The organism is Mesorhizobium sp. RSR380A (assembly GCF_054719385.1).
On record NZ_JBTTIB010000001.1, the window covers coordinates 4,447,463 to 4,472,529 of the forward strand.

Below are 25,067 nucleotides of genomic sequence, written 5' to 3' on the forward strand. Positions count from 1 at the left end.
GATGCCCGGCAGGGCAGAGGGGGGCGCCATAAAGCGCTACCTTCGACCCCTCTGCGTAGCTCAGGTCGCGATGCCATACCGCTCAAGGTCCGCCTTGAGCGTTTTTGCATCTGTGAACAGCACAGCATTCCAGCCAGCCGCCCTGGCTCCATCGACATTCCTGGGGCTGTCGTCGATGAACAGCGTGGCTGACGGTTCGAGACCGAACGCGGCGACGTGATGGTCGTAGATGGCGCGGTCGGGCTTGATCTCACGGATATCGGCCGACACGGTCACGCCGCGCGGGCGGCTAAGGAAATCGAAGCGCAGTCTTGCCTCGGCAAGCGTGTCGGCGGCGAAGTTCGTCAGCATGGTCACGTCGCGGCCGCTCTCGATCAGGCCGAGCATGATGGCGACGCTGTCCTCATAGGCATGCGGCACCATGTCGTTCCAATAGCGCCGGAAATTGCGAATGTTTTCAGCATGATCCGGGTAATCCGCGATCAGCAGCGCTTCCGCCTCTTCCCACGTCCGGCCACGATCCTGCTCGATGTTCCAGTCATGCGTGCAGACATTGTCGAAGAACCACTTGCGCTCTTCGGCATCGGGAATGAGGCGGCTGAACGGAATGTTCGGATCGTAGTGGAGCAAGACGCGACCGATGTCGAACACGATATGGCGGATTTCAGTCATTTCTGGCCTTTCAAAGCGAATGCTAGTCAATCGGGCGGTGCTTTTTGGTTGCGCCCGGTATCGCTGCTTCGATGACCTTTTTCATGACGGTCGGCAGCGCTTCTCCGGAAATGTCATGGGCCAGCGACCAGAAATGCCCTTCCGGCGCATCACTTTTCACTTGAGCGTGAAAAACTTCGAGCTCGAGCGCGAAATGGGTGAAGACATGCGCGATCTCTCCGGCGCGCCGCCAGTCCGCAGGGAAGGGCGCTGCCTCCGAAGTGGTTGCACCGTCGATCCGCGCTGTCCAACCTGTGGTCGGCACCTCGGTCATGCCGCCGAGCAGGCCCTTGTCAGGCCGCTTGCGCAACAGGATGGCGCCGTCGCCGCGCTCGGCGACGAAGGCGGCACCCCGCCTGAGTGGTTTGTCGACCTTGGGCAGGCGGACCGGGAAGCGCTCGGGGTCGCCGGACAGGATGGCGCTGCAATCCTCGCGCACCGGGCATAGCATGCAGCGCGGCCGTCTTGGCGCGCAGATCGTAGCGCCGAGGTCCATCATCGCCTGGGCGAAATCGCCCGGCCTTGTCTGCGGAACCAGTCTTTCGACGAGCGCGCGGATTTCAGGCTTTGCCTCGCTGAGCGGCGTTGCGATCGAATAGAGCCGCGAGATGACACGTTCGACATTGCCGTCGACGACCGCCGCCGGACGGTCGAAGGCGATCGCCGCGATCGCCGCCGCCGTATAGGCGCCGATCCCCGGCAATTCCCTCAATCCCGTTTCGTTGTCGGGAAAACGGCCGCCCTGGCTCGCAACCAGATCGGCGCAGGCCTTGAGGTTGCGCGCCCGTGAATAATAGCCGAGCCCGGCCCAGGCCTTCATCACATCCTCGGCCGGCGCAGCCGCCAGCGCCTTCACATCAGGCCATTTCTCGACAAAGGCGCGAAAATAAGATTTTACCGCTTCGACCGTGGTCTGCTGCAGCATCACTTCCGACAGCCAGATGCGATAGGGGTCCGGCCGTGCACCGCCGGCCGCGGCGTGCGGCGTGATCCGCCACGGCAGTTCGCGATGGTGCGCGTCGTACCAGGCAAGCAGACGCGCGGCGATCTCTCCCGATAGAGTTGGTCCGGATGCGGCCTTGCGGGTCTGTTCGTGCAGTGCCATTGATCGCGGGCTGGCTCTAGGCTGGTGAGGAGCGTGGCTGGAGAACGTACATGGCAGGGAGAACGCCTTACGGCAATCCCGTTCCGGTGAGCGATCTCGCGACCGCGATCCTCGACCCCGTGCTGCGCAAGCGGGCCGGCATTTCGATCGGGCTGGTGCAGTCATGGGAAGAGATCGCCGGCCCCAGGCTCGCCGGCCATTCGCGCCCCGAAAAAATCCAGTGGCCGCGCCGCATGCATGAGGACGATCCGTTCGAGCCGGCGGTGCTGGTCATCGCCTGCGAGGGCATGGCCGCGCTGCACCTACAGCACGAGACCGGCGAGATCATCAACCGCGTCAATGCCTTTCTCGGCTTCAACGCGATCGGCAGGATCCGGATCGTGCAAAAGCCGGTGCTGAGGGACAAAGCCCGGCCGAAACCGACGCCGAGAGCACTGACTTCCGTCGAAAAGGCCAAATTGTCCGATACCGTCGGCAAGATCGAGGATGAAGGCTTGCGCGCCTCGCTGGAGCGTCTTGGCGCCACAATTCTTGGCCAAAGGAAGCGGCCAAGGTAATCAACCGGTAATCAGTCGGTCATGAACGCGTCATCTATCTCGCGCATTCGTGATCCTGCATGTAGAGTTTGGCGATTGGAATGGGGACGGCGATGCCTTAATTCCCGCCAACTCTCGCCTTTTCTAGCCTTTGCGTTGCAAAATCAAACCACAGTCAGGTGATTCGCATGAACCGTAGCTTGTCCCGCAGAAACCTCCTGTCTTCGCTGGCCGTCATTCCGGCAGTGGCTATGCTCGCCGCATGCAGCGATTCAGGCGAGGATGCCAAAGCAGCGGATGTGAAGCCTGCGGCTCCCGCGGTGCCGGCTTCGACGCCTGCCACTCCGGCCGCCGTCAAGGTCCCGGAGTCTTCCGGCAATGTCGACATGGCCGAACTGCTGAAGCCCGGCGCTTTGCCCGACAAGCAGCTCGGCAAGGATGACGCCAAGGTCACCATCGTCGAATATGCTTCGATGACCTGCCCGCATTGTGCGCATTTCGCCGCGACCACCTTCCCTGAGTTGAAGACCAAATACATCGACACCGGCAAGGCGCGTTACATCCTGCGCGAATTCCCGTTCGATCCGAGCGCCGAGGCCGGTTTCATGCTGGCGCGCTGTTCGAAGGACAATTATTTCCCGATGGTCGACGTGCTGTTCAAGCAGCAGGCCAACTGGGTGGGCGTCAACAATACCAAGGATGCGCTGCTGCAGATCTCCAAGCTCGCCGGTTTTACACAGGAGTCCTTCGAGGCCTGCTTGACGGACCAGAAACTTCTGGACGATGTGAGATCAGTCCAGAAGCGCGGCGCCGATGAATTCAAGGTCGACTCGACACCGACCTTCTTCATCAACGGGAAAACCTACAAAGGTGCGATGTCGATTGAGGAAATATCGGCCATCATCGACCCTCTGCTCTGACGTCCAGGCGGCGCCGGAGCGACTGCGCTTCGGCGTCAGCGCACCTTTGTGCCTTCCAGGCAGGCGCGAATGAAGTTTTCGCGCCTTCGCCTCCTCGGCTTCAAGTCCTTCGTCGAACCCGGCGAGTTCGTCATCGAACGCGGCCTGACCGGCATTGTCGGGCCGAATGGCTGCGGCAAGTCGAACCTTGTCGAGGCGATGCGCTGGGTGATGGGCGAAAGCTCATACAAGAACATGCGCGCGTCCGGCATGGACGACGTGATCTTTTCCGGCTCGGGAACGCGCCCGGCCCGCAACACCGCCGAAGTCACGCTGTTCCTCGACAATAGCGACCGGACCGCGCCCGCCGCCTTCAACGACGCCGATGAATTGCAAGTGTCGCGCCGAATCGAGCGCGAAGCCGGCTCGCTCTACCGCATCAACGGCAAGGAAGCCCGCGCCAAGGACGTGCAGCTTCTGTTCGCCGACCAGTCGACCGGCGCGCGCTCGCCTTCCATGGTCGGACAGGGCCGCATCGGCGAACTGATCCAGGCCAAGCCGCAGGCGCGCCGCGCGCTGCTCGAAGAGGCCGCCGGCATTTCCGGCCTGCACACGCGCCGTCACGAGGCCGAGCTTCGGCTGAAGGCGGCCGAACAAAATCTGGAACGGCTGGACGATGTCGTCGGCGAACTGGAGAGCCAGATCGAAAGCCTTAAGCGCCAGGCGCGCCAGGCATCGCGCTTCAAGAACCTGTCGGCCGATATCCGTAAGGCGGAAGCCACGCTCTTGCATCTGCGCTGGACTTTGGCCAAAACCCAGGAGGGCGATGCGCGTTCGGCATTGGCGGTTGCCACAGCTCTGGTCGGCGACCGCGCCGCCGCCCAGATGGCTGCCGCCCGTGAGCAAGGCGTCGGCGCCCACCGGCTGCCCGATCTGCGCGATGCCGAGGCCGCCGCGGCTGCCGCCTTCCAGCGCCTGTCGATCGCCAAGGCTCAGATCGAGGAGGAGGCTGGCCGCATCCGCGCCCGCCAGGCCGAACTGGAGCGCCGGCTGCAGCAGCTCGACGGCGACATCGCCCGCGAGGAGCGCATGGTGCGCGACAATGCGGATATTCTTGAGCGCCTGCGCGAGGAAGAAGCGACACTCAACTCCGAAAATGCCGGCGCCGCCGAGCGCGAAGCCACGACGCGGGCCGCTTTCGAGCAGGCCGGCGCAACGCTTGTCACAAGCGAAGCAAAGCTCGCTGCGCTGACCGCCGAACGCGCGGAGGCTGCCGCCTCGCGCAATCAGATCGAGCGCACGCTGCGCGAAAACGCCGAACGCCGCGACCGCTTTGCCCGCCAGCTGGCCGACGTCGACCGCGAATTGTCCGAAATTGTGTCGAAGGTTGCGGGCTTGCCTGACCCGGCCGAAAAACGTGCTCTGGTCGAGGACGCGCTCGCCCGGCTGGAGGAAGCCGAGGCCGGCGCCATTGCTGCCGAACAGGCGGTCGCCGAGGCGCGCGCCACCGAGAGTGCCGCTCGTCCGCCGCTGCAGGACGCCAGGTCGGAGCTCGCCGGCATCGAGACCGAAGCGCGCACGCTGGCCAAGATCCTCAATGCCGCCAGCGGCGATCTTTTCCCGTCGGTGCTTGAGCAGCTCAGCGTCGAACGTGGCTATGAGACGGCGCTTGGCGCTGCGCTTGGTGAGGACCTCGACGTGCCGCTCGACCGCAGCGCGCCGGTGCATTGGGGCGAAAGCCAGGTTCAACCAGGCGATGCGGCCTTGCCGGAAGGCATCAAGAGCCTCGCCAGCGTGGTGCGCGCGCCTTCGCAGCTTGCCCGCCGGTTGGCGCAGATCGGCATCGTCGATGCCGCCGACGGCAAACGCCTGCAGACGCTGCTTGCCCCCGGCCAGCGGCTGGTCAGCCGTGACGGCGCGCTGTGGCGCTGGGACGGGCTGACCGCCAGCGCCGATGCACCGACCGCGGCCGCGCAAAGGCTGGCGCAGAAGAACCGGCTGGCCGAGCTCGATGCCGAGGCGGTACAGGCGACGCAGATCGTGCGCGAGGCCGAAGCCGCCCTTGCCCAGGCCGAACAGGCACTCCGCCAGGCGAGTGAGGCCGAACGCAATGCCCGCCAGGCCGGGCGCGATGCCCAGCACGGCCTGGACGCCGCCCGCAGCGCACTGGCCGAGGCCGAAAAGGCCGGCGGCGAATTGGCAAGCCGCCGCGCCGCGCTCGACGAGGCGCGCGCGCGCATCGTCGACAGCCATGAAGAGACGGCCGCCGCCTTCGCCGAGGCCGAAATGCTGCTGCAGGACGCCCCCGATCTCGGCGACCTGCAACTTCAGCTCGAACAGACCGCCGCCAATGTCAGCCGCGATCGCGCAACCTTGGCCGACGCGCGCGCCGTCCATGAAGGCCTGCGCCGCGAAGCCGAGGCGCGCACGCGCCGGCTCGATGCCATCGGCGCCGAGCGCAGCAACTGGCTGCAGCGGGCCGAAAACGCCTCGACGCAGATCGCCTCGCTCGGCGAGCGCAGGGCCGAGGCCGAGGCCGAGCGCGAAACGCTGGCCGACGCCCCCGACGAGATCGACGCCAGGCGGCGCGCGCTGCTGTCGCAGCTGACCGAGGCCGAGACCTTGCGCAAGGCGGCCGCCGACCGTTTGCAGGAGGCCGAGAACAAGCAGGCCGAGCTGGACAAGGCCGCCACCGCGGCCATCCAGTCGCTGGCCGATTCCCGCGAAACCCGCGTCCGCGCCGAAGAGCGATTGACCGCCGCCGACGAGCGCCGGCTCGAGGTCGAGGCGCGCATCCAGGAAACGCTGAACACGCCGCCGCATCTGGTCATTCGCCATACTGGCCTGGAAGCCGACAGCCCGATGCCGGAAATGGCCGAGATCGAGCGCCAGCTCGACCGGCTGAAGGTTGAGCGCGAGCGGCTCGGCGCCGTCAATCTGCGCGCCGAGGAAGAGCAGAAGGAATTGTCGGACCGGCTGGAGACCATCGTCTCCGAGCGCGAGGACATCATCGAGGCGATCCGCAAGCTCAGGCAAGCGATCCAGAGCCTGAACCGCGAAGGCCGCGAACGGCTGCTTGCCGCTTTCGAGGTGGTCAACGGCCATTTCCAGCGGCTGTTCTCGCATCTGTTCGGTGGCGGCACGGCCGAATTGCAGCTGATCGAATCCGACGACCCGCTCGAAGCCGGGCTCGAAATCCTGGCCCGTCCGCCCGGCAAGAAGCCGCAGACCATGACGCTGCTGTCCGGCGGCGAGCAGGCACTGACGGCGATGTCGCTGATCTTTGCCGTGTTCCTGACCAATCCGGCGCCGATCTGCGTGCTCGACGAAGTCGACGCGCCGCTCGACGATCACAATGTCGAGCGCTTCTGCAACCTTATGGACGAAATGGCCGCGACCACCGAGACGCGCTTCGTCATCATCACCCACAACCCGATCACGATGGCGCGCATGAACCGCCTGTTCGGCGTGACCATGGCCGAGCAGGGCGTCAGCCAACTGGTGTCGGTCGATCTGCAGGCCGCCGAGGCGATGCGCGAGGCGAGCTGACGCAGCATGCTTTGTTGATTTCGTCGGCGATGGCCTCGATCCGACTGTTGCAACAGGACCGTCGCCCTTGCGACCTGCTTGCGACGCGCATTCTGTAAGGTTCGAAGAGAAGGAATTTAAGCGCCACCTGAGAGCGAACGCCAAAGCCCACATGCAAAGCGCCCGGCCAACGCGAAAGCGATGCCTACAAGGCGCAGATGGCAATAGGCTCCCACCGCAATTCAGCTGCCACGTTTATCGGAAGCCCAGGAAGCTCAGTATCGCAATCACGATAACGACTGCTCCGATGAGCCAGATTATGTTGTTCACCGTATCTCTCCCGAATTAGTTGCTGGGAGTGAACTCGTAAGAGCCTACTAATGTTCCCGCATTTTCTGCGTCGAAACAAAATGGCGGCCATCGCTTCGTCGATTGCCAGACCAAGGTCCGAACAGGGTATGACTGAAGTCCTGACGTCGGAGCCATAGGCCTGAAGGCGGGCAACCTATGCCCTCCCGATACATTGGAACCGGGCTGCCGAGCATGAGTCCCTTCATCGGTGGTCAATCGGGTGCCCGCCATTCCTGAGAGGTTAGCGGGCACCCGATTGTCGTGACACCGCCACGGCGTGCGTTTCAATAGCGAGGCTAACAGTGACCTTTGTCCAGAGATCTGTGCGTGACGGCGCAACCCGACCCGCAAACGACAACGACAGTCCTGCGGAAGTTTCTTCCGTTCTTGACCTCATACCATCGGCTGACGACGACAAGGTCGCTGAGCTTGTCAGGCGAACAGAGCGCCTGGCAATCGCAGTGGTTATCGGAATCGCGGTTCTGCTGATCTTGGCGCCGGTGGTTTACCTTGCACTTTCTTACGGGATCTGAGACGGCCCGACCTATGGGATCTGAAATGGCCTGATTGGTCTCGTAAATCTCACAAATTGTGCCGATGGTCTTCCTCGCAAGACAAGTGTTTCCCGTCACAGATCAGGAGATCGAACGCGACGACATAGAAGGGTCCTGTGCAGCGCTGCTTTGTCGAGTGGCGTAACCCTGGTGGTCGGCTTGAAAGAGCGCCTTTGCCAGAAGTTGCCAACAGGAGCTGCTGTCGCAACTTCTTCTTTCGATACGCCGTGTTGCACGGGAGCAGCCGTCACTGATCGCGCCCGTGGACCGACGACGCTACTCGGAACCAAAGGGATGGGACGCGGTTATCCCCGCGAAGGGATAATTAGCAGGTGGAGATATTACAATGAAAACAATGATCGTGAGCGCCTTGGCGCTGTTCATTGCCATGCCGACGATAGCTCCGGCAGCCGAAGCTGACGTGGTCATCACGACCCACCATCGACATCATCACAGGAGCGTAAAGGTCATCAATGACCAGGGTCAACGCCTTCATCACCGCAGACACGGCACGGTTGCCTTCTACGACCACGGCCGCAGACATCATCGCCGGGATACGGTCATCGTGACCGGCTCGATCGAGCGCAGCCATCATCGCTATTATCGACATCATCGGCATCATCCCGTCGTCATCCAGGACGACAACGATTACTGATCCTCTCCGCACGGCCCGGCCCCGGCTCTGTCGACGGAGTCGGGGTCGCGTGGGACTTAGATACTCATGACGGCAGCCAATCCATGGCGTCGGTAAATTTTATTTCATGTAAATTGGCTGGGGCTCCTGGAGCTTTCGAAATTTCGTCCAGCCGAATTGCGCCCGCTCATCAAGTTGCAGGTTAAGTCTGCTAGTCTGGCGCAATCTGGCAGTTCGGGCCGACCCATTTGTTCATCGAGGTGTCGAGTTCATTTCCCATGTCGGCGGCGCTACATACCGGATAACGATCGTCACCCTGGCGGCGCATGCTAAGGGACTTGTATTGGCGCAACAGCGCATCGTGGTCGGGCGGCTGTTGGTCTTTCTGCTTCAGGGAAAGCTGCATCATGCAGTTGGCAAAGGCATCGGTGCCTTCCTGAAAACCAAACCCGGCACATTGGCGCTTGTTTTCTGACCGTTGACCGGCATTCCCCTGGTCTGTTGTGCAGCCCACCAAGGAAGCCACTACGGCCATGAACGGCACAACCGCAACAGCGCGCATTCGTCTTTTCCTCTTAACTTTGATGCTTTTAAAGTTTCCCCAAATGTCGGCCAACCGCAACCATACACGGCGCGGGTAGGACGATTCCCACAGGCCGGATGCCATGTCGATTATCCGCTTGGGTGTAACACTTAGAATTCGTAATTTCTAAGTGCTTGAACACCGACGAACAGGGATGGCTGGGGCGCCAGGATTCGAACCTGGGAATGTCGGTACCAAAAACCGATGCCTTACCACTTGGCGACGCCCCAGCAAACGAGCTTTGCCCGCTGCGCGCGGCCTTATAGGACGAGCGGCACGAAAGCTCAATGCCGAGTTGGCCACTGTGCAAAACTGATCCACCGCTTGGCGGGGGGACGCGCTATTCGCCCCAGACCGCCAACTCGTTGCCAGCGGGATCGGTGAAATGGAACCGCCTGCCGCCCGGGAACGAGAATATCGGCTTGACGATCGTGCCGCCGGCGCTTTCGACAACATCGAGGGTTGCTTCCAGATCCTGCGAATAGAGCACCGGCAATGGTTTCGCCAGAGCCTCGCCTGCATCGGCCTGGAAGCCGCCATCGAGCCCTTCGCCGAAGGCTGAATAGGTCGGCCCGTAATCGGTGAACGACCACGAGAAGGCGGCGCTGTAGAAAGCCTTGACGCTGTCCAGCGTCGCGCCGGTCGCGGGCAGTTCGAGATAGTCGAGTTTTCCGTTGAGTTTCATCACGCTGCTCCCAACTTGTTCCCTATATGTTCTATATCTTGGGCAGCGATACGGCAAGTCTTTTTGATGCGGCTTTCCTTAATCGATTGTAGTTGGCGCGCCTGGCCGGCCACGCCTTGCCTTTCGCACTGCAGCATAATAACGCTCGGGTCGGAGCGCGGGGGAACCGGGTCTTGGGCCCCGGGGTTCTAATCTTCCGAGAACTTGGAGGGCGAGCATGACCAAATGGGTCTACACCTTCGGCGATGGCGCCGCGGAAGGACGTGCGTACGACCGCAACCTTCTCGGTGGCAAAGGCGCCAATCTGGCCGAGATGTGCAGTCTTGGCCTGCCGGTGCCGCCGGGCTTTACGCTCACCACCGAAGTCTGCAACGCCTATTACGCCAACGGCAACAGCTATCCGGCCGCGTTGCAGGCCGATGTCGTCAAGGCGCTGGACCATATCGGGCAACTGACCGGGCGCCGTTTCGGCGATCCGTCGAAGCTGCTTCTGGTCTCGGTCCGCTCCGGGGCCAGGGCCTCGATGCCGGGCATGATGGACACCGTGCTCAATCTCGGCCTCAATGACGAGACGGTCGAGGCGCTGGCAGCCGATTCCGGCGATGCCCGCTTTGCCTATGACAGCTACCGCCGCTTCATCCAGATGTATTCCGATGTCGTCATGGGTCTTGACCACGAAGTGTTCGAGGAAATCCTCGAGGACCAGAAGGCGAGCCTCGGCCACGAGCTCGACACCGAACTGACAGCGCAGGAATGGCAGAGCGTCATTGCCCTCTACAAGGCCAAGGTCGAGGAGGAGCTCGACAGGCCGTTTCCACAGGACCCGCACGAGCAGCTGTGGGGGGCGATCGGCGCGGTGTTTTCCAGCTGGATGAACAACCGCGCCATCACCTACCGGCGCCTGCACGACATCCCGGAAAGCTGGGGCACGGCGGTCAATGTCCAGGCCATGGTGTTCGGCAATATGGGCGAGACGTCAGCCACTGGCGTCGCCTTCACGCGCAACCCCTCGACCGGCGAAAAGATGCTCTACGGCGAGTTCCTGGTGAACGCGCAGGGCGAGGATGTCGTGGCCGGCATCCGCACGCCGCAGAACATCACCGAGGCGGCGCGCATTGCCGCTGGCTCCGACAAGCCGTCGCTGCAGAAACTGATGCCGGACGCGTTTCGCTCCTTCGTCGACATCTCCGACCGCCTGGAACAGCACTACCGCGATATGCAGGACCTCGAATTCACCATCGAGCGCGGCAAATTGTGGATGCTGCAGACGCGTTCCGGCAAACGCACCGCCAAGGCGGCGCTGAAGATCGCCGTCGAAATGGCGCGCGACAAGCTGATCACGACGGAGGAGGCGGTCGCCCGCATCGATCCGGCCTCGCTCGATCAGCTGTTGCATCCGACCATCGACCCCAAGGCCGCGCGCGATGTCATCGGCGTCGGCCTGCCGGCTTCTCCGGGCGCGGCGACCGGCGAGATTGTTTTCTCCTCGGGCGATGCCGAGGATCTGAAGACGCAAGGTCGCAACGCAATCCTGGTGCGCATCGAAACCAGCCCCGAAGACATTCACGGCATGCATGCTTCGGAAGGCATCCTGACCACGCGCGGCGGCATGACCAGCCACGCCGCCGTGGTCGCGCGCGGCATGGGCAAGCCTTGCGTTTCGGGCGCCGGCTCGCTGCGTGTCGACTACAAGGCCGGCACGCTGATGTCGATGGGCCAGACCTTCCGCAAGGGCGACATCATCACCATCGATGGCAGCAACGGCCAGGTGCTGAAGGGCGCCGTGTCGATGCTGCAGCCGGAACTGTCGGGCGATTTCGCCGCCATCATGGAATGGGCCGATGCGGTGCGCCGCATGAAGGTGCGCACCAATGCCGAGACGCCGCTCGATGCGCGCATGGCGCGCTCCTTCGGCGCCGAAGGCATCGGCCTCTGCCGCACCGAGCACATGTTCTTCGACGGCGAGCGTATCGTCGCTATGCGCGAGATGATCCTGGCCGATACCGAGAAGGACCGCCGCACCGCACTTGCCAAGCTGTTGCCGATGCAGCGCTCGGATTTCCTCGAACTGTTCGAGATTATGGCCGGCCTGCCGGTGACGATCCGGCTGCTCGATCCGCCGCTGCACGAATTCCTGCCCAAGACGGAAGCGGAGGTGGCGGAGGTCGCCGCCGCCATGAACGTCTCGCCCGACAAGCTCAGGCAGCGCACAGAAGCCCTGCACGAGTTCAACCCGATGCTCGGCCATCGCGGCTGCCGCCTCGCCGTCTCCTATCCCGAGATTGCCGAGATGCAGGCGCGCGCCATTTTCGAGGCAGCCGTCGAGGCCGGCAAGAAAGCCGGCGCGCTGGTCGTTCCCGAGATCATGGTGCCGCTGGTCGGCCTGGTGAAGGAGCTCGACTACGTCAAGGCGCGCATCGATGCGGTCGCCAAGGCTGTCATGGACGAGACCGGCGTCAAGATCGACTATCTCACCGGCACGATGATCGAGCTTCCGCGCGCGGCGATCCGCGCCCACGTCATCGCCGCTACGGCCGAGTTCTTCTCCTTCGGCACCAACGATCTCACCCAGACCACCTTCGGCATCTCGCGCGACGATGCGGCGTCCTTCCTCGAGACCTATCGGCAGAAAGGCATCATCGAGCAGGACCCGTTCGTCTCGCTCGACATCGAGGGCGTCGGCGAACTGGTGCGCATGGCTGCGCAAAAGGGCAGGGCGACGCGGCCCGACATCAAGCTCGGCATATGCGGCGAACATGGCGGCGATCCGGCCTCGATCCGCTTCTGCGAAGAGGTCGGCCTCGACTATGTCTCGTGCTCTCCCTACCGGGTGCCGATCGCAAGATTGGCCGCAGCCCAAGCCGCGGTGCAGATTGCCAAAACAGCAGTGCCGCGCCCCAAAAAGAGCGCCGCGGCATCCTGATTTCGACACAGTCCTTTCGGTATCGATGAAACGGCCACCCCTGGGTGGCCGTATGGCGCTAAGCTTACGATTTTGTAAGCAAATTCACGCTGATGTGCGCGGCTCAACACGCAATCCCGACATCGTTTCTGCCCAATTTCACGGCCCCCCAACCCGCCCGGTGCCGAGAAAAAGATGTTGCAGATTTCGCCCAGACCCTTCCGCTCGATCCTGATCCTCCAGACCAAGTTCATCGGCGATATCGTGCTCTCCTCCACGCTCGCCAAGAACCTGCAGCTCGAACATCCCGGTGTCAGGATCGTCTTTCTCTGCGAGGCGCGCCTCGCCAGTTTTGTGACCGCCCACGGCATCGCCTCGGAAGTCGTGACCTTCCGCCGCGCCGCCATGCGCGGCACCCCGCTGGAGCGTGGGCGCGAGCTCTATTCTATGATCAGCAAGCTGCGCCAATTCCGTTTCGACCTGACCATCGACCTCACCGATTCAAAGACATCGCGGCTCATCGTCAGGTTCCTCAACGCCAGCACCCGCATCGGCTACAATCCTCCGGAAAGGCCGCTGCGCTGGCATGAGCGCCAGCCCGCCAATGTCTTTGCCGAGCCGTTCGGTTTTGGCGAACGTCACTATCTCTACCGCTACCTTTCGCCGCTCGAGCCGCTCGGCGTCGGCCTGCGCGTGCGGGTGCCGTCGATTCGGCCATTGCCGATGGAGACGGCGAGGGCCCAGGCATTGCTGGACAAACACCATTTGCGGCCAAACGGCTTTGTCGCGGTGCATGCCGGCGCCAGTTTTCACGGCCGGCGCTGGCAGCATGAACGCTTTGCCGCCGTGATCGACACGATTTCGCGCGAAACGGGACTGGATTTCGTACTCGTCGGCGGCCCTGACGAGCGCAAGCCGGCCGAGCAGATCCTCGCCAGTGCCGCGTCGATCGTCAACCTCGTCGGCGCGCTGTCGCTGGAAACGCTGCTGGCGGTGTTGCAGCAGGCGCGGCTGTTTGTCGGCAATGAGAGCGGCCCCATGCACATGGCAGCAGCGGCCGGAACGCCGGTTGTCGGCCTGTTCGGCCTGACCAGCCCGGCCGTCTGGGGACCGGTCGGCGTGCCCAGCCTCGCCTTGCAGCCATCCATGCCGTGCAATTGCGTGGCGGGCAGCCTGTGCAATCCGCTCGATCCCAGCAAGGCCTGCTGCGTCTGGCGCCTCGAGGTCGAACCGGTCGTCGCGGCCGTGCGCGAAGTCCTGTCACGCACGCATGTGGAACTGGAACACGCCGTCTGACGGTGCGCGGCGGTCACATTGTCTGGATATCAGCTTTCTCACGGCCACTATCCCGATTTCCGCCTTGTTGCGGGTCCTGGGATGCGGCTATGACAGCGCCGATTCTCAGACAAGACAGGCATCCCTTGCAAAAGCTGTTTTGCGCCTTGGCGCTATCTATCGTGGCCGTGTCCTCGGCCCAGGCCGCGCCGCTTGTCGAGCCGGCGCTGCATCTGAAGGCTGAGGACGGTAGCAGTGTCGGCCGCGTCGCGCTTACGCTCGACGCCTGCGGCGGGCAGACCGATACGAGGATCCTGTCGGCGCTGGTGGAGAACCGGATTCCGGCGACGATCTTCGTCACCGGTATCTGGCTGAAGCGCAACGCCGCCGCCGTCGAGATCATGCGCGCGCATCCGGACCTGTTCGAACTGGAAAACCATGGCGGCCATCACATCCCGGCCGTTGACACGCCGCGCAAGATCTACGGCATCCGCAGCGCCGGCAGCCCGGAAGCGGTGCAGGCCGAAGTCGAATCGGGCGCTGCCGCTCTCGCTGGCACCGGCGAGCCGGCGCCGAAATCGTTTCGCGGCGCGACCGCCGAATACAGCCCGTCGGCTATCGCCATGATCCGCAAGCTTGGCTTCAAGGTCGCCGGCTTTTCGATCAACGGCGATGGCGGCTCGTTGCTCGGCGCAACAGAAACTGCCCGGCGCATCGCCGCCGCCAAGGATGGCGATGTCATCATCGCCCACATCAACCAGCCGACCCACGCCGCCGGCGAGGGCGTCGTGCAAGGTCTGCTCGCGCTGAAGGCCAAGGGGCTGACGTTCGTGCGGCTGGATGACGCCGACGGTGTCGGCAACGACGGGACGACTGATTAGGATCAGGCGGCGGCAGGCAGTTTCATCGCCTTTGGACTGACGTCGCCGACGTTTGAGATTAGCCGAGGCCTCTGAGCTTCGTCATCCCAGGGTGAAACAGGAGCGAAGCTCCGTCGCGAAGACCCTGGGATGACGAAGCGAGCAACGGCGGCTTGAGTCGCTTGCTCAGGCCGGTGCTGCTTCGATCGTCACCCTGTCGGGATAGAAGGCGCCGTGGTCGCGAATCTCAGCCATTTCGTCGAAGGGCTGCTCATAGCCCCACATTGCGTCCTTGCCGGTCTCGCCGGCCGGCAGCACGCTCCAGTAGCTGGCGTCGCCCTTGTAGGGGCAGTGGGTCGACAGGGTGGTTTTGCCGAGCTGGGTGAAGTCGATGTCTTCGAAGGGGATGTAGAATGCCTGGCGGTAGGGCGGTTCGGACAGAAGCTTCGCCCGCGTCGATGAGGCGATCACCGTATCGCCGGCACGCACGACCACGGTACCCCGATAGGGTTCGACGGTGATGACCTTGCCGGGATTGCTCTGAAAGCCGGGGGCGGGGTTGGCGATCTGGTCCATGCGGGGTTCTCCTTGTTCGATTGGGAGCACAGTCCGATTGAGAGCGTGCGGGGTTGCTTCCCATGTCCCTAAAATGTGTCTGGAGAACTCGTTGCGCAAGCCTTCGCCAGTAGGCCAGAGCTGGCCTTCCGATCACTAAAAACGATCCCGCGTGGAATGCTAGGCTGCGGTCTTGAACACGTCCATTAGGCCGGCATAGGCCGCGGCAATACCGGCTACCGGGTTGGTGCTTCTTGACGTCGTCTCGACCTTCAGCGGGCCGCCGCCGGTCGGCAAGGTGAGCAGCAGGAACTGGCGATTGCCGCCGTCGCCGATCGATGCGGCGGCGACATGCTGGCCTTCGCCTTCGTTTTGGACGCACATTTTGAACAGCAGCGTGCCGCCGACCGCCTCAAGGGCGCCGCCGACCACCTCGACAAATTCGTCTTCGGAAACCTTTTTGGCCTCCGGCACGAGATCGGCCAGACTTGCGGCAAGCGTGTCTTCAAGCTCTTTGTCGTCGAGTTGAATATCGTCCAACTGCACGTCTTGGGCCCCGCTGTCATCCAGCTGCCTGTCGTCGATCTGCCTGTCGTCGATCTGCCTGTCGTCGATCTGCCTGTCGTCGATCTGCCTGTCGTCGATCTGCCTGTCGTCGATCTGCTTGCCGTCGATCTGCTTGTCGTCGAGCTGCGTGTCCATGCGAACCTCTTTCAGTCTCGCCAATCCGCACCCCTACCCCGTTAACGAACCTTAACGTCGACGATGGCCGGATTGTGGCGGTTTTCCCCGCCTTTCGATCACTGCTTGCTTCAGCCGTTAACGGTTGGAGACGTCATGGCTGGACAATCCGTCCGTTCGTCCCACAATGGAACAAAAGACGGGAAAAACGAGGAAGCAATGGGAGGAACCAGATGCTCGGACTGATGCAGGAATGGCCGCTGCTCTGCCACAAGCTGATCGACAATGCCGAGCGGCAGCACGGGACGCGCGAGATCGTCTCGCGCTCGATCGAAGGTCCTGTCGTTCGCACCACCTATGCTGAAGTTCATCGCCGCGCGCTCAAGGTCGCTCAACGGTTGGAGCGCGATGGCTTTGTGCTCGGCGACCGCATCGCGACCCTGGCCTGGAACACGGCGCGCCACATAGAGGCCTGGTACGGCATCATGGGCATCGGCGCCATCTACCATACGCTTAACCCGCGTTTGTTCCCCGAGCAGATCGTCTGGATCATGAACAATGCGCAGGATAGAGGGATCTTCGTCGACCTGACCTTCATGCCGCTGCTGGAAAAGATCGCCGGCGCGGTCAAATCGCTGAAAAAGGTGATCGTCCTGACCGACAAGGCGCATCTGCCTGAAACGACGCTGCCGAATGTGGTTGCCTATGAGGACTGGTTGAACGAGGCCGATGGCGACTTCGCCTGGAAGGTTTTCGGCGAAAACACCGCAGCCGGCATGTGCTACACCTCCGGCACGACGGGCGATCCCAAAGGCGTGCTCTACAGCCACCGCTCGAATGTGCTGCATGCCATGATCGCCGCCATGCCCGACGCCATGGGCCTCTCCGCGCGGGACACGATCCTCCCCGTCGTGCCGATGTTTCATGCCAATGCCTGGGGCCTTGGCCAGAGCGCGCCGATGATCGGCGCCAAGCTGGTCATGCCCGGTTGCAAGATGGACGGCGCCTCGATCTACGAGCTGCTCGACACCGAGAAGGTGACCTTCAGCGCCGCCGTGCCGACCGTCTGGATGATGCTGCTGCAGCATCTGGAAGAGACCGGCAAGAAGCTTCCCTATCTCAGCAAAGTCGTCATCGGCGGCTCGTCCTGCCCGCGCGCCATCATCAGGAAATTCCAGGACAATTACGGTGTCGAAGTCATCCATGCCTGGGGCATGACCGAAATGTCGCCGCTCGGCACGCTGTGCACCATGAAGCCGCAGTATCAAGCGCTCGAGGGCGAGGACCGGCTCGATATCCAGGGCAAGCAGGGCTACCCGCCCTTCGGGGTCGAGATGAAGGTGACGGATGACGACGACAAGGAACTGCCTTGGGACGGCAAGACCTTCGGCCGGCTGAAGGTGCGCGGTCCAGCCGTCGCCAGCGCCTATTATGGCGGCGTCGGAGCCGAGCAGTTCGACAAGGACGGCTGGTTCGACACTGGCGATGTCGCCCATATCGATTCCGGCGGCTACATGCAGATCACCGATCGCGCCAAGGACGTCATCAAGTCGGGCGGCGAGTGGATATCGACCATCGACCTGGAGAACCTCGCCGTCGGCCATCCCGATGTCGCCGAGGCCGCGGCGATCGGCGTCCATCATTCGAAATGGGGCGAACGGCCCTTGCTGGTCGTGGTCGCCAAACCCGGCAAGGAGCCGAGCAAGGCGGACATACTGGCGTTCATGGACGGCAAGGTGGCGAAATGGTGGATGCCCGACGACGTCGCTTTCATCAGCGAAATCCCGCACACCGCCACCGGCAAGATCCAGAAGATCACCTTGCGCAAGCAGTTCAGCGACTACCGCCTGCCGACGGATTGACCGGGACCGTGCGTTTCCTTGACCTTCAAGCTACCGGCGGCAAAAACGTTAGGGCAGGGGATGTTCAATTTGAGCATCCTTTGCTCTAAGCGTCTGTGCGGGTTGGGGCGGTGCTGAAGACAATGGAAATTGACGAGCGGCAGACATCGAAGGCGGCCGGCTGGTCGCGGCGCACGGGCGCTTTTGCCCTGGTCCTGCTGCTCACCCTGCTGGCCGGCCATCATTTCGAACTGGTGGAAACGCCGGCCTTCCTGTGGGTGCTGGCGATCGTCGCCCTGCTTGCCGCATTCGCTTTGCTGTTTGCCGGTCTCGCTCTGTCCAGGCTGTGGCATTTCGGTGACCGTGGCGGCCGCGACCTCTCGGTCGGCGCCCTGCTGGCGCTGCTGGTGCTGACGCCCTACGGCTTTGCCACCTATTTGGCGGCGACCACGCCGCCCCTGAGGGACATCACGACGGACCTCGACAATCCGCCAGTGCTCGACACCAGCGACCGCACCAAGGACATGAACGTGCTCGCGCTGCCAACGCCGGGCGAAGCGCGCCTGCAGGCCGACGCCTATCCGCTGGTCACCGGGCATAGCTACAATCTGCCTTTCGAAACCGTCGTCGACGCCGTTGAAACCGTGCTCGACCGCCGCGATTGGCAACTTACCGCGCCATACCCGGTGACGGACGGTCAAGACGAGGTGACGATATCGGCCGTGGCCCGGAGCTTCGTCGTCGGCCTGCCCGCCGACGTCGCCATCCGGGTCAGCAATGATGGCGACACCATCGTCGTCGACATGCGCTCGGCCTCCCGCTACGGCCGCTACGATCTCGGCGACAATGCCGCGCGCATCGTCGGGTTCCTCGCCGAACTCGACCAGGAGGTTGCGGGCCAGGTGGGTGCGGCTCCGGCCGAGTAGTTCTCTACCCCACCGGCACAAAGACGCCGTCGATGGCCGGGTCACCCTGGGTGGCAATCAGGCCGCGCGCCACCAGGTCTTCGAGATGGGCAAGCACCGACAGACCGGCAGCGCCATGCAGGCGTGGGTCGGTGTCCCGGTAGATCGCCTTGACCATGTCCGGGATCGTCCGGTCGCCGTCGCGGATCCGCTCGAGGATCGCCCGTTCGCGCATCTTGCGATGGGTCTTGAGCCCGCGCATGAAGCTGAGCGGCGCGGTCACCGGGCCGCCGTGGCCGGGCAGCAGCAGGCGGTCGTCGCGCGCGATCAGCCTGTCGAGCGAGGCCATGTAGTCGGCCATCGCTCCGTCCGGCGGCGCCACGATCGATGTCGCCCACGCCATCACATGATCGGCTGAAAACAGGATGCCGGTGCCTTCGAGCGCAAATGCCGCGTGATTGGCGGTGTGGCCCGGCGTCAGCACCGTCCGGATCGTCCAGCCATCGCCCTCGACCAGCGTATCGTCGGGCAAAGTGACATCCGGCACGAAACCGGTGTCGGCGCTGGCGTCGAGCGGATTGATCTCGGCGATCCGCAGCGGCCTTGCCGGGCGGTGCGGGCCTTCGGCCAGCACGGCGGCACCGGTGCGCGCTTTCAGCCGGGCGGCCAGGGGAGAATGGTCGCGATGCGTGTGACTGACGAAAACATGGCTCACCGGCCGGTTTGCGATCACCTTCAGCAACGTCTGGAAATGCGCTTCATCATCCGGACCCGGGTCGATCACCGCCAGTGTGTCGCGGCCGATAATGTAGCTGTTTGTGCCGTGAAAGGTGAATGGGCTGGGGTTTTTGGCGGTGACGCGCAAGACCTCGGGCGCGACGGTGACGCCCTGGCCATATGCCGGATCGAAGCTGGTGTCGAATTTGAGCGCCATGGCGGTGTCGTTGAATCTCTGTTCAGGAAGACGGCAAAACTGATTGCCGCATAACACGGAAGCCAATATAGAAAAACGCAAGGCCGCGATCTGCGGCAATCCGGATTGGGGAAGACCATGGCACTTGCAACGACGATGCGCCCGCTTGTTTCTCTCGCTTTGCCCCAGGAGGGCGCGCAGCGCCTGGCAACCCAGCTTTTGCTGGCGATCGCCGGAACGCTGCTTTTGACCCTGTCGGCCAAGACGAAAGTCGTGCTCGGGCCGGTCGACATCTCGATGCAGACGCTGGCCGTCCTGCTGATCGCCACCGCATTTGGCCTGCGGCTTGGCGTCGCTACCCTGCTTCTCTACATGGCCGAAGGCGCCATGGGCTTCCCGGTCTTCCAAAGCACGCCTGAAAAGGGCATCGGCATCGCCTACATGATCGGCGGCACCGGCGGTTATCTCGCCGGCTTCGTCGTCATGGCGGCCATTGTCGGCTGGGCCGCCGACCGCGGCTGGGACCGCCACCCGATCAAGTTGTTCAACGCCATGCTGGTCGCCGAAATCGTCATGATGGCCATGGGCTTTGCCTGGCTGGCCACCCTCATCGGCGCGGAAAAGGCGTGGCAGTTCGGCGTTTTGCCGTTCGTCCTCGGCGACCTGATCAAGGTTGCGCTCGCCGCCAGCCTGGTGCCGGCGGTATGGTCGCTGCTGCCCAAGCAGCCCTGAAACCGGACAAATGAATGAGCCGGCGGGCCCAGGGCCCGCCGGCTTTTTGTTGTCACGCGTCCGCCAGCCGATGGTGCAAGCCGGTTGCCAAATCGCCACGCCCATTTGCATCGTCAGCCTGTGCTGGTCGGTCAAATTGCCGCGAGGCGGCAGATCCAGAGCAATTCTGGCGCCGATCCACGGCCGAGATTGAATTGACAAGCCATTGCGCGAAACCTAAGCACGGGCAACTTGATTTCGAGGCGGGGGCCGGTAATTCAAGGAGAGCTTGTTGAAGGGAATAATCCTTGCAGGAGGCAGCGGGACGCGTCTGTATCCCCTTACATTAGCGATCTCTAAGCAGATTCTGCCGATATACGACAAGCCGATGATTTTTTATCCGCTGAGCGTCTTGATGCTCGCCGGTATCCGCCAGATTTTGATCATTTCGACACCTCGCGACTTGCCGGTGTTTCGGGAGTTGCTGGGCGACGGTTCGGAATTTGGGGTCGAATTCTCCTATGCCGAGCAGGCGCAGCCCAACGGGCTTGCCGAGGCCTTCATCATCGGCCGCGACTTCATCGGCAAGGATAATGTGTCGATGATTCTCGGCGACAACATCTATTTCGGCGACGGCCTGTCGCAGCTCTGCCGCACTGCTGCGCAGCGCCAAAGCGGCGCGTCGGTGTTCGCCTACCATGTCGAGGACCCGCAGCGCTACGGCGTGGTGTCGTTCGACAAGCTCAGCGGCACGGCTTTGACGATTGAGGAGAAGCCGCGGGAGCCGAAGTCCAACTGGGCGGTCACCGGCCTCTATTTCTACGACAATGAGGTCGTCGACATCGCGTCGACGATCAAGCCCTCGGCGCGTGGCGAACTCGAGATCACGGCGGTCAACAACGTCTATCTCGAGCGCGGGAAATTGCACGTGCATCAGCTCGGCCGCGGCTATGCCTGGCTCGACACCGGCACGCATGACAGCCTGCATGAAGCCTCTTCCTTCGTGCGCACGATCGAGCACCGCCAGGGGATCAAGGTCGCCTGTCCTGAAGAAATCGCTTTCGAGCAGGGCTGGCTGACTGCCGACAAGGTGCTTGAGCGCGCGACGCGCCTGGGCAAGAACGAATACGCCGCCTATCTGCGCCGGCGTGTCACTGAGCTGACGGAGAACTAGAGTGGACTTCAGGCAGCTTGGTCTTGATGGCGTGCTCGAGATCGTGCCGAAGCGGCACGGCGATGCGCGCGGCTATTTCATCGAGACCTGGAATGCCGAGCGCTTTTTTGAAGCCGGCATCGACCTGCGTTTCGTCCAGGACAATCACTCCTATTCGGCGGCGGCAGGTGTCGTGCGGGGGCTTCACTATCAACTGCCTCCACGCGCGCAGGACAAGTTGCTGCGTGTGATCCGAGGCAAGATTCTCGACGTGGCGGTCGACATCCGCCGCAGCTCGAAAACCTTCGGCAAATGGGTCGCGCTCGAAATATCGGCCGAGAGAGGCAACCAGATCCTCGTGCCGAAGGGTTTCGCGCACGGTTTCGTCACGCTCGTGCCGGACACCGAGGTTCTGTATAAGGTCACCGACACCTATTCGCCGGCGCATGATCGATCGATCCGTTTCGACGATCCTGATATCGGCATCGATTGGCCGTCGCCGGCCGGCGCCTTCGAGCTCTCGGCCAAGGACCTCAAGGCGTCGGCGCTTGCTGAGGCCGAGGTGTTCGCATGACGCGCGACGATGTGAGGAGAGCGCCATGAATTTTCTGGTGACAGGCGGTGCCGGCTTCATCGGCTCGGCGGTGTGCCGGCATTTGTGCGCCAATCCCGCCTACCATGTGACCAATCTCGACAAGCTCACCTATGCCGGCAATCTGGCCTCGCTGCGCACCATCGAGAATGCACACAACTACAAATTTGCGCAGGCCGACATCTGTGACGAGCGGGCGGTTCTCGACATCCTCCACCGCGACGAGATCGACGTCGTCATGAACCTCGCCGCCGAAAGCCATGTCGACCGCTCGATCGACGGACCCGGCGCCTTCATCGAGACCAACATCGTCGGCACCTACCGGGTGCTGAATTCGGCGCTCGAATATTGGCGCGGCCTTGACGAGGACAGGAAGGCGCGCTTCCGCTTCCACCATGTCTCGACCGACGAGGTGTTCGGCGATCTGCCCTTCGATGGCGGCATGTTCGTGGAGGAGACGCCTTACGCGCCATCCTCGCCCTATTCCGCCTCCAAGGCCGCATCCGACCATCTGGTGCGGGCCTGGCACGAGACGTACGGCCTGCCGGTCGTGCTCTCCAACTGTTCGAACAATTACGGGCCTTATCACTTCCCCGAAAAGCTGATCCCGCTGGTCATCCTCAACGCGCTCGACGAAAAGCCGCTGCCGGTCTACGGCGCTGGCGCCAATGTGCGCGACTGGCTGTTCGTCGAGGATCACGCCCGTGCTCTGGAACTGGTCGCCACAAAGGGCCAGCCCGGCGAAAGTTACAATGTCGGCGGCAATTCCGAGCGTACCAACCTTGGCGTCGTCGAGACGATCTGCGGCCTGCTCGACATCAGGCGTCCGCGCAGCGGCGGCAGGAGCTACCGCGATTTGATCAGCTTCGTCACCGATCGGCCCGGCCACGACCGCCGCTATGCAATCGATGCCTCCAAGATCGGCCGAGATCTCGGTTGGGCGCCGGCGGAGAGTTTCGACAGCGGCCTTGCAAGGACCGTCGACTGGTTCCTCGACAACAAATGGTGGTGGGGACCGATCCGCGAGCAGCGCTACGCCGGCGAGCGGCTGGGGCAAGTCCGGTCGCGCGGCCAGGTTGAAGGCAGGAAGGGCGCGGCGTGAGGCTGGTTGTCACCGGACGCGACGGTCAGGTCGCTGCCAGCCTGCTGGAGGCCGGGCAGAGGCGCGATGGCATCGAGGTCGTCACCCTCGGCCGCCCAGTGCTCGATCTGGCGCGGCCCGATACGGTGTTCGACGCACTCGCGGCAGCGCGGCCGGATATCGTGGTGTCGGCTGCCGCCTACACCGCGGTCGACCAGGCCGAGGACGAGCCCGATCTTGCCTTCGCTGTGAACGCCGTCGGCGCCGGCAAGGTCGCCGAGGCGGCCGCGAAGCTCGGCGTGCCCGTAATCCATCTGTCGACCGACTACGTCTTCGATGGCACCAAGGACGGCACCTATGTCGAGACCGACGCCACCGCGCCGCTCGGCGTTTACGGCGCCTCCAAGCTTGCCGGCGAACTGGCGGTGGCGGCTGCCAATCCGCGCCACCTGGTCCTGCGCACGGCCTGGGTCTACAGCCCGTTCGGCAAGAATTTCGTGAAAACCATGCTGCGGCTGGCCGGCGACCGCGACGAGATCGCTGTCGTCGCCGACCAATGGGGAAATCCGACGTCGGCGCTTGATATTGCCGACGCGATCCTGCATGCGGCGGCGACGTTGCGCGATGACTTTGACGGCTACGGCATCTATCATCTCGTCGGCACCGGCGAGACCAACTGGAGCGGCTTTGCCCGTCATATCCTGGAGACAAGCCGGGCGCTTGGTGGACCGCACGCGCGGATACGCGACATCGCGACCAGCGACTATCCGACCAAGGCAAAGCGCCCCGCCAATTCACGGCTGTCGACGGCGAAATTCGCTGATACGCTTGGGTGGACCGCGCCGGACTGGCGGCAATCGACGGAGACCGTGGTGCGCCGGCTGATGCAAAACCTTGTTGATGATTATCCTCCTCTTGTTGAGACCATGCGCTTGTCTGGCATCGTGAAGCAGCGATGATCCCCTTCACCTCGACGACATTCCGGTTCCCTGACCAGGTAGCTCCGTCTGCCTGGATCGAGCATGTTCCATTCATGTTCTGGCTGTTTGATGCGCTACGGCCAAATCGGTTTGTCGAGCTTGGCACGCACACCGGAGTCTCTTATTGCGCAGCCTGTCAGGCGATCGAGCTGTTGAGCCTCCCTTGCACCGGCTGTGCAATCGACACCTGGAAGGGTGACGAGCATGCCGGCTTCTACGACGAAGCGGTGTACTCCGATCTGGCCGCCTACCACGCACCAAGATATGCTGACTTCTCGCGCCTCATGCGGTCAACTTTCGACGATGCCGTCGACGATTTCGAGGACGGTAGCATCGACCTGCTGCACATCGACGGCCTGCACAGCTACGACGCCGTCCGCCGTGACTTCGAGAGCTGGCAGCCGAAACTGACGCAAAACGCCATTGTGCTCTTTCACGACACGAATGTGCACGAGCGCGATTTCGGCGTCTTTCGCCTTTGGAGCGAGGTCTCGGCGGGTCGGCCGCATTTCGAATTCTTGCATGGACATGGCCTGGGCGTTCTGGGAATTGGCAAGAAATATCCAAAGGCAATTGCAGCGCTTTTCGCTGCCGGCAAACAGGATAGCGAGCGGGAGGCCGTGCGATCCGCCTTCGCTCATCTTGGCCAAGCGGTTGCCCAGCGCGGAACTGCGGTCCAGGCGGCAAGGCAGGCGGAAGCGGAGTTTGCGCTGAGCCGCAAGGAGTGGCAGCGACAGATTGAACAGCGCGACGCGGAGTTTGCGCTGAGCCGAGAGAATTGGGTGCGACAGCTCGAAAGCCGCGACAACGAGATTGCACGAGCACAAGAGGCCACTAGCGCGATCGAGGAAAGGCTAAGGCGAAGCGAATTCGCCGTTCGAGAATTGCGAGACTCAACAAGCTGGCGGGTGACCGGACCACTACGAGCGCTTTCAGCATATATTAATTGGCTGCTGCGGAGCGTGCGTAGTTGACGACTAGCGATTGGATCTAAGAGCCACCGGTGATCAAGAATGGCATGGAATATTATTG

22 protein-coding genes and 1 tRNA gene are annotated in these 25,067 nt (G+C 62.9%); 15 read left to right on the forward strand and 8 right to left on the reverse strand.

Features of this window, described 5'->3' with window-relative positions:
- Positions 1-60: 60 nt before the first annotated feature.
- Together ACYG9Z_RS21365 and mutY are read right to left on the reverse strand one after the other, a co-directional pair.
- Entirely contained in the window at positions 61-672 is a 612-nt protein-coding gene (locus ACYG9Z_RS21365; RefSeq protein ID WP_023740719.1) for an HAD family hydrolase, read from the reverse strand.
- A 22-nt stretch (positions 673-694) separates the two neighbouring features.
- Positions 695-1,816, reverse strand: coding sequence for an A/G-specific adenine glycosylase (gene mutY / locus ACYG9Z_RS21370; RefSeq protein WP_023752617.1), 1,122 nt, complete (start codon positions 1,814-1,816; stop codon positions 695-697).
- 50 nt (positions 1,817-1,866) lie between these two features.
- Here mutY and ACYG9Z_RS21375 point away from each other — a divergent pair, with 50 nt between their 5' ends.
- The 4 genes from ACYG9Z_RS21375 (at position 1,867) to ACYG9Z_RS21390 (ending at position 8,339) form a co-directional block, all read left to right on the forward strand.
- Positions 1,867-2,373, forward strand: coding sequence for a DUF721 domain-containing protein (locus ACYG9Z_RS21375; RefSeq protein WP_023687168.1), 507 nt, complete (start codon positions 1,867-1,869; stop codon positions 2,371-2,373).
- Between the two features lie 167 nt (positions 2,374-2,540).
- The gene (locus ACYG9Z_RS21380) at positions 2,541-3,272 is read left to right on the forward strand and encodes a DsbA family protein (RefSeq protein ID WP_023687169.1); all 732 of its coding nucleotides are present in this window, start codon (positions 2,541-2,543) and stop codon (positions 3,270-3,272) included.
- Between the two features lie 69 nt (positions 3,273-3,341).
- Positions 3,342-6,800 (forward strand): chromosome segregation protein SMC, encoded by a 3,459-nt coding sequence (smc, locus tag ACYG9Z_RS21385; RefSeq protein WP_460222845.1) that lies wholly within the window; start codon positions 3,342-3,344, stop codon positions 6,798-6,800.
- A 1,230-nt stretch (positions 6,801-8,030) separates the two neighbouring features.
- Positions 8,031-8,339 carry a hypothetical protein gene (locus ACYG9Z_RS21390; protein ID WP_023670691.1) on the forward strand — a complete coding sequence of 103 codons (309 nt, stop codon included), beginning with the start codon at positions 8,031-8,033 and terminating at the stop codon, positions 8,337-8,339.
- Positions 8,340-8,529: 190 nt separating this feature from the next.
- Here ACYG9Z_RS21390 and ACYG9Z_RS21395 read toward each other — a convergent pair whose 3' ends face one another.
- The 3 genes from ACYG9Z_RS21395 to ACYG9Z_RS21405 form a co-directional block, all read right to left on the reverse strand.
- A complete protein-coding gene (locus ACYG9Z_RS21395; protein WP_023752798.1) occupies positions 8,530-8,985 on the reverse strand; it encodes a hypothetical protein in 456 nt (151 codons plus the stop codon).
- A 71-nt stretch (positions 8,986-9,056) separates the two neighbouring features.
- Positions 9,057-9,131 (reverse strand) — tRNA-Gln (locus ACYG9Z_RS21400).
- A 110-nt stretch (positions 9,132-9,241) separates the two neighbouring features.
- Positions 9,242-9,586 (reverse strand): VOC family protein, encoded by a 345-nt coding sequence (locus ACYG9Z_RS21405; RefSeq protein ID WP_023752797.1) that lies wholly within the window; start codon positions 9,584-9,586, stop codon positions 9,242-9,244.
- Between the two features lie 217 nt (positions 9,587-9,803).
- On the opposite strand from ACYG9Z_RS21405, the gene ppdK reads away from it, so the two are divergent.
- The 3 genes from ppdK to ACYG9Z_RS21420 all read left to right on the forward strand — a co-directional run bounded on the left by ppdK (position 9,804) and on the right by ACYG9Z_RS21420 (position 14,644).
- Entirely contained in the window at positions 9,804-12,509 is a 2,706-nt protein-coding gene (gene ppdK, locus ACYG9Z_RS21410) for a pyruvate, phosphate dikinase (protein WP_023752796.1), read from the forward strand.
- Between the two features lie 174 nt (positions 12,510-12,683).
- The gene (locus ACYG9Z_RS21415) at positions 12,684-13,784 is read left to right on the forward strand and encodes a glycosyltransferase family 9 protein (RefSeq protein WP_023752795.1); all 1,101 of its coding nucleotides are present in this window, start codon (positions 12,684-12,686) and stop codon (positions 13,782-13,784) included.
- A gap of 89 nt (positions 13,785-13,873) precedes the next feature.
- Positions 13,874-14,644, forward strand: coding sequence for a polysaccharide deacetylase family protein (locus tag ACYG9Z_RS21420; RefSeq protein WP_050586879.1), 771 nt, complete (start codon positions 13,874-13,876; stop codon positions 14,642-14,644).
- Between the two features lie 165 nt (positions 14,645-14,809).
- Here ACYG9Z_RS21420 and ACYG9Z_RS21425 read toward each other — a convergent pair whose 3' ends face one another.
- Positions 14,810-15,199 (reverse strand): DUF427 domain-containing protein, encoded by a 390-nt coding sequence (locus tag ACYG9Z_RS21425; protein WP_023731365.1) that lies wholly within the window; start codon positions 15,197-15,199, stop codon positions 14,810-14,812.
- Between the two features lie 159 nt (positions 15,200-15,358).
- Positions 15,359-15,718 carry a hypothetical protein gene (locus tag ACYG9Z_RS21430; protein WP_023670697.1) on the reverse strand — a complete coding sequence of 120 codons (360 nt, stop codon included), beginning with the start codon at positions 15,716-15,718 and terminating at the stop codon, positions 15,359-15,361.
- Positions 15,719-16,092: 374 nt separating this feature from the next.
- Between ACYG9Z_RS21430 and ACYG9Z_RS21435 the strand changes: the two genes are divergently transcribed.
- The gene (locus ACYG9Z_RS21435) at positions 16,093-17,721 is read left to right on the forward strand and encodes a fatty-acid--CoA ligase (RefSeq protein ID WP_023684604.1); all 1,629 of its coding nucleotides are present in this window, start codon (positions 16,093-16,095) and stop codon (positions 17,719-17,721) included.
- Between the two features lie 122 nt (positions 17,722-17,843).
- Positions 17,844-18,626, forward strand: a complete 783-nt coding sequence (locus ACYG9Z_RS21440; protein WP_023752793.1) for a DUF1499 domain-containing protein — start codon at positions 17,844-17,846, stop codon at positions 18,624-18,626.
- 4 nt (positions 18,627-18,630) lie between these two features.
- On the opposite strand, the gene ACYG9Z_RS21445 is transcribed toward ACYG9Z_RS21440, so the two are convergent.
- The gene (locus tag ACYG9Z_RS21445) at positions 18,631-19,539 is read right to left on the reverse strand and encodes an MBL fold metallo-hydrolase (RefSeq protein WP_023752792.1); all 909 of its coding nucleotides are present in this window, start codon (positions 19,537-19,539) and stop codon (positions 18,631-18,633) included.
- Positions 19,540-19,656: 117 nt separating this feature from the next.
- Here ACYG9Z_RS21445 and ACYG9Z_RS21450 point away from each other — a divergent pair, with 117 nt between their 5' ends.
- The 6 genes from ACYG9Z_RS21450 (at position 19,657) to ACYG9Z_RS21475 (ending at position 25,009) form a co-directional block, all read left to right on the forward strand.
- Positions 19,657-20,250 (forward strand): biotin transporter BioY, encoded by a 594-nt coding sequence (locus ACYG9Z_RS21450; protein ID WP_023684601.1) that lies wholly within the window; start codon positions 19,657-19,659, stop codon positions 20,248-20,250.
- 271 nt (positions 20,251-20,521) lie between these two features.
- The gene (gene rfbA / locus ACYG9Z_RS21455) at positions 20,522-21,403 is read left to right on the forward strand and encodes a glucose-1-phosphate thymidylyltransferase RfbA (protein WP_023752791.1); all 882 of its coding nucleotides are present in this window, start codon (positions 20,522-20,524) and stop codon (positions 21,401-21,403) included.
- 1 nt (position 21,404) lies between these two features.
- Positions 21,405-21,956 carry a dTDP-4-dehydrorhamnose 3,5-epimerase gene (gene rfbC / locus ACYG9Z_RS21460; protein WP_023705505.1) on the forward strand — a complete coding sequence of 184 codons (552 nt, stop codon included), beginning with the start codon at positions 21,405-21,407 and terminating at the stop codon, positions 21,954-21,956.
- 25 nt (positions 21,957-21,981) lie between these two features.
- A complete protein-coding gene (gene rfbB, locus ACYG9Z_RS21465; protein WP_023670704.1) occupies positions 21,982-23,076 on the forward strand; it encodes a dTDP-glucose 4,6-dehydratase in 1,095 nt (364 codons plus the stop codon).
- Complete coding sequence (gene rfbD, locus ACYG9Z_RS21470) at positions 23,073-24,014, forward strand: dTDP-4-dehydrorhamnose reductase (protein ID WP_023752790.1); 942 nt, start codon at positions 23,073-23,075, stop codon at positions 24,012-24,014. Before rfbB ends, rfbD begins: the two co-directional genes overlap by 4 nt.
- Entirely contained in the window at positions 24,011-25,009 is a 999-nt protein-coding gene (locus tag ACYG9Z_RS21475) for a class I SAM-dependent methyltransferase (protein ID WP_023752789.1), read from the forward strand. Before rfbD ends, ACYG9Z_RS21475 begins: the two co-directional genes overlap by 4 nt.
- The last annotated feature ends 58 nt before the right edge of the window (positions 25,010-25,067 follow it).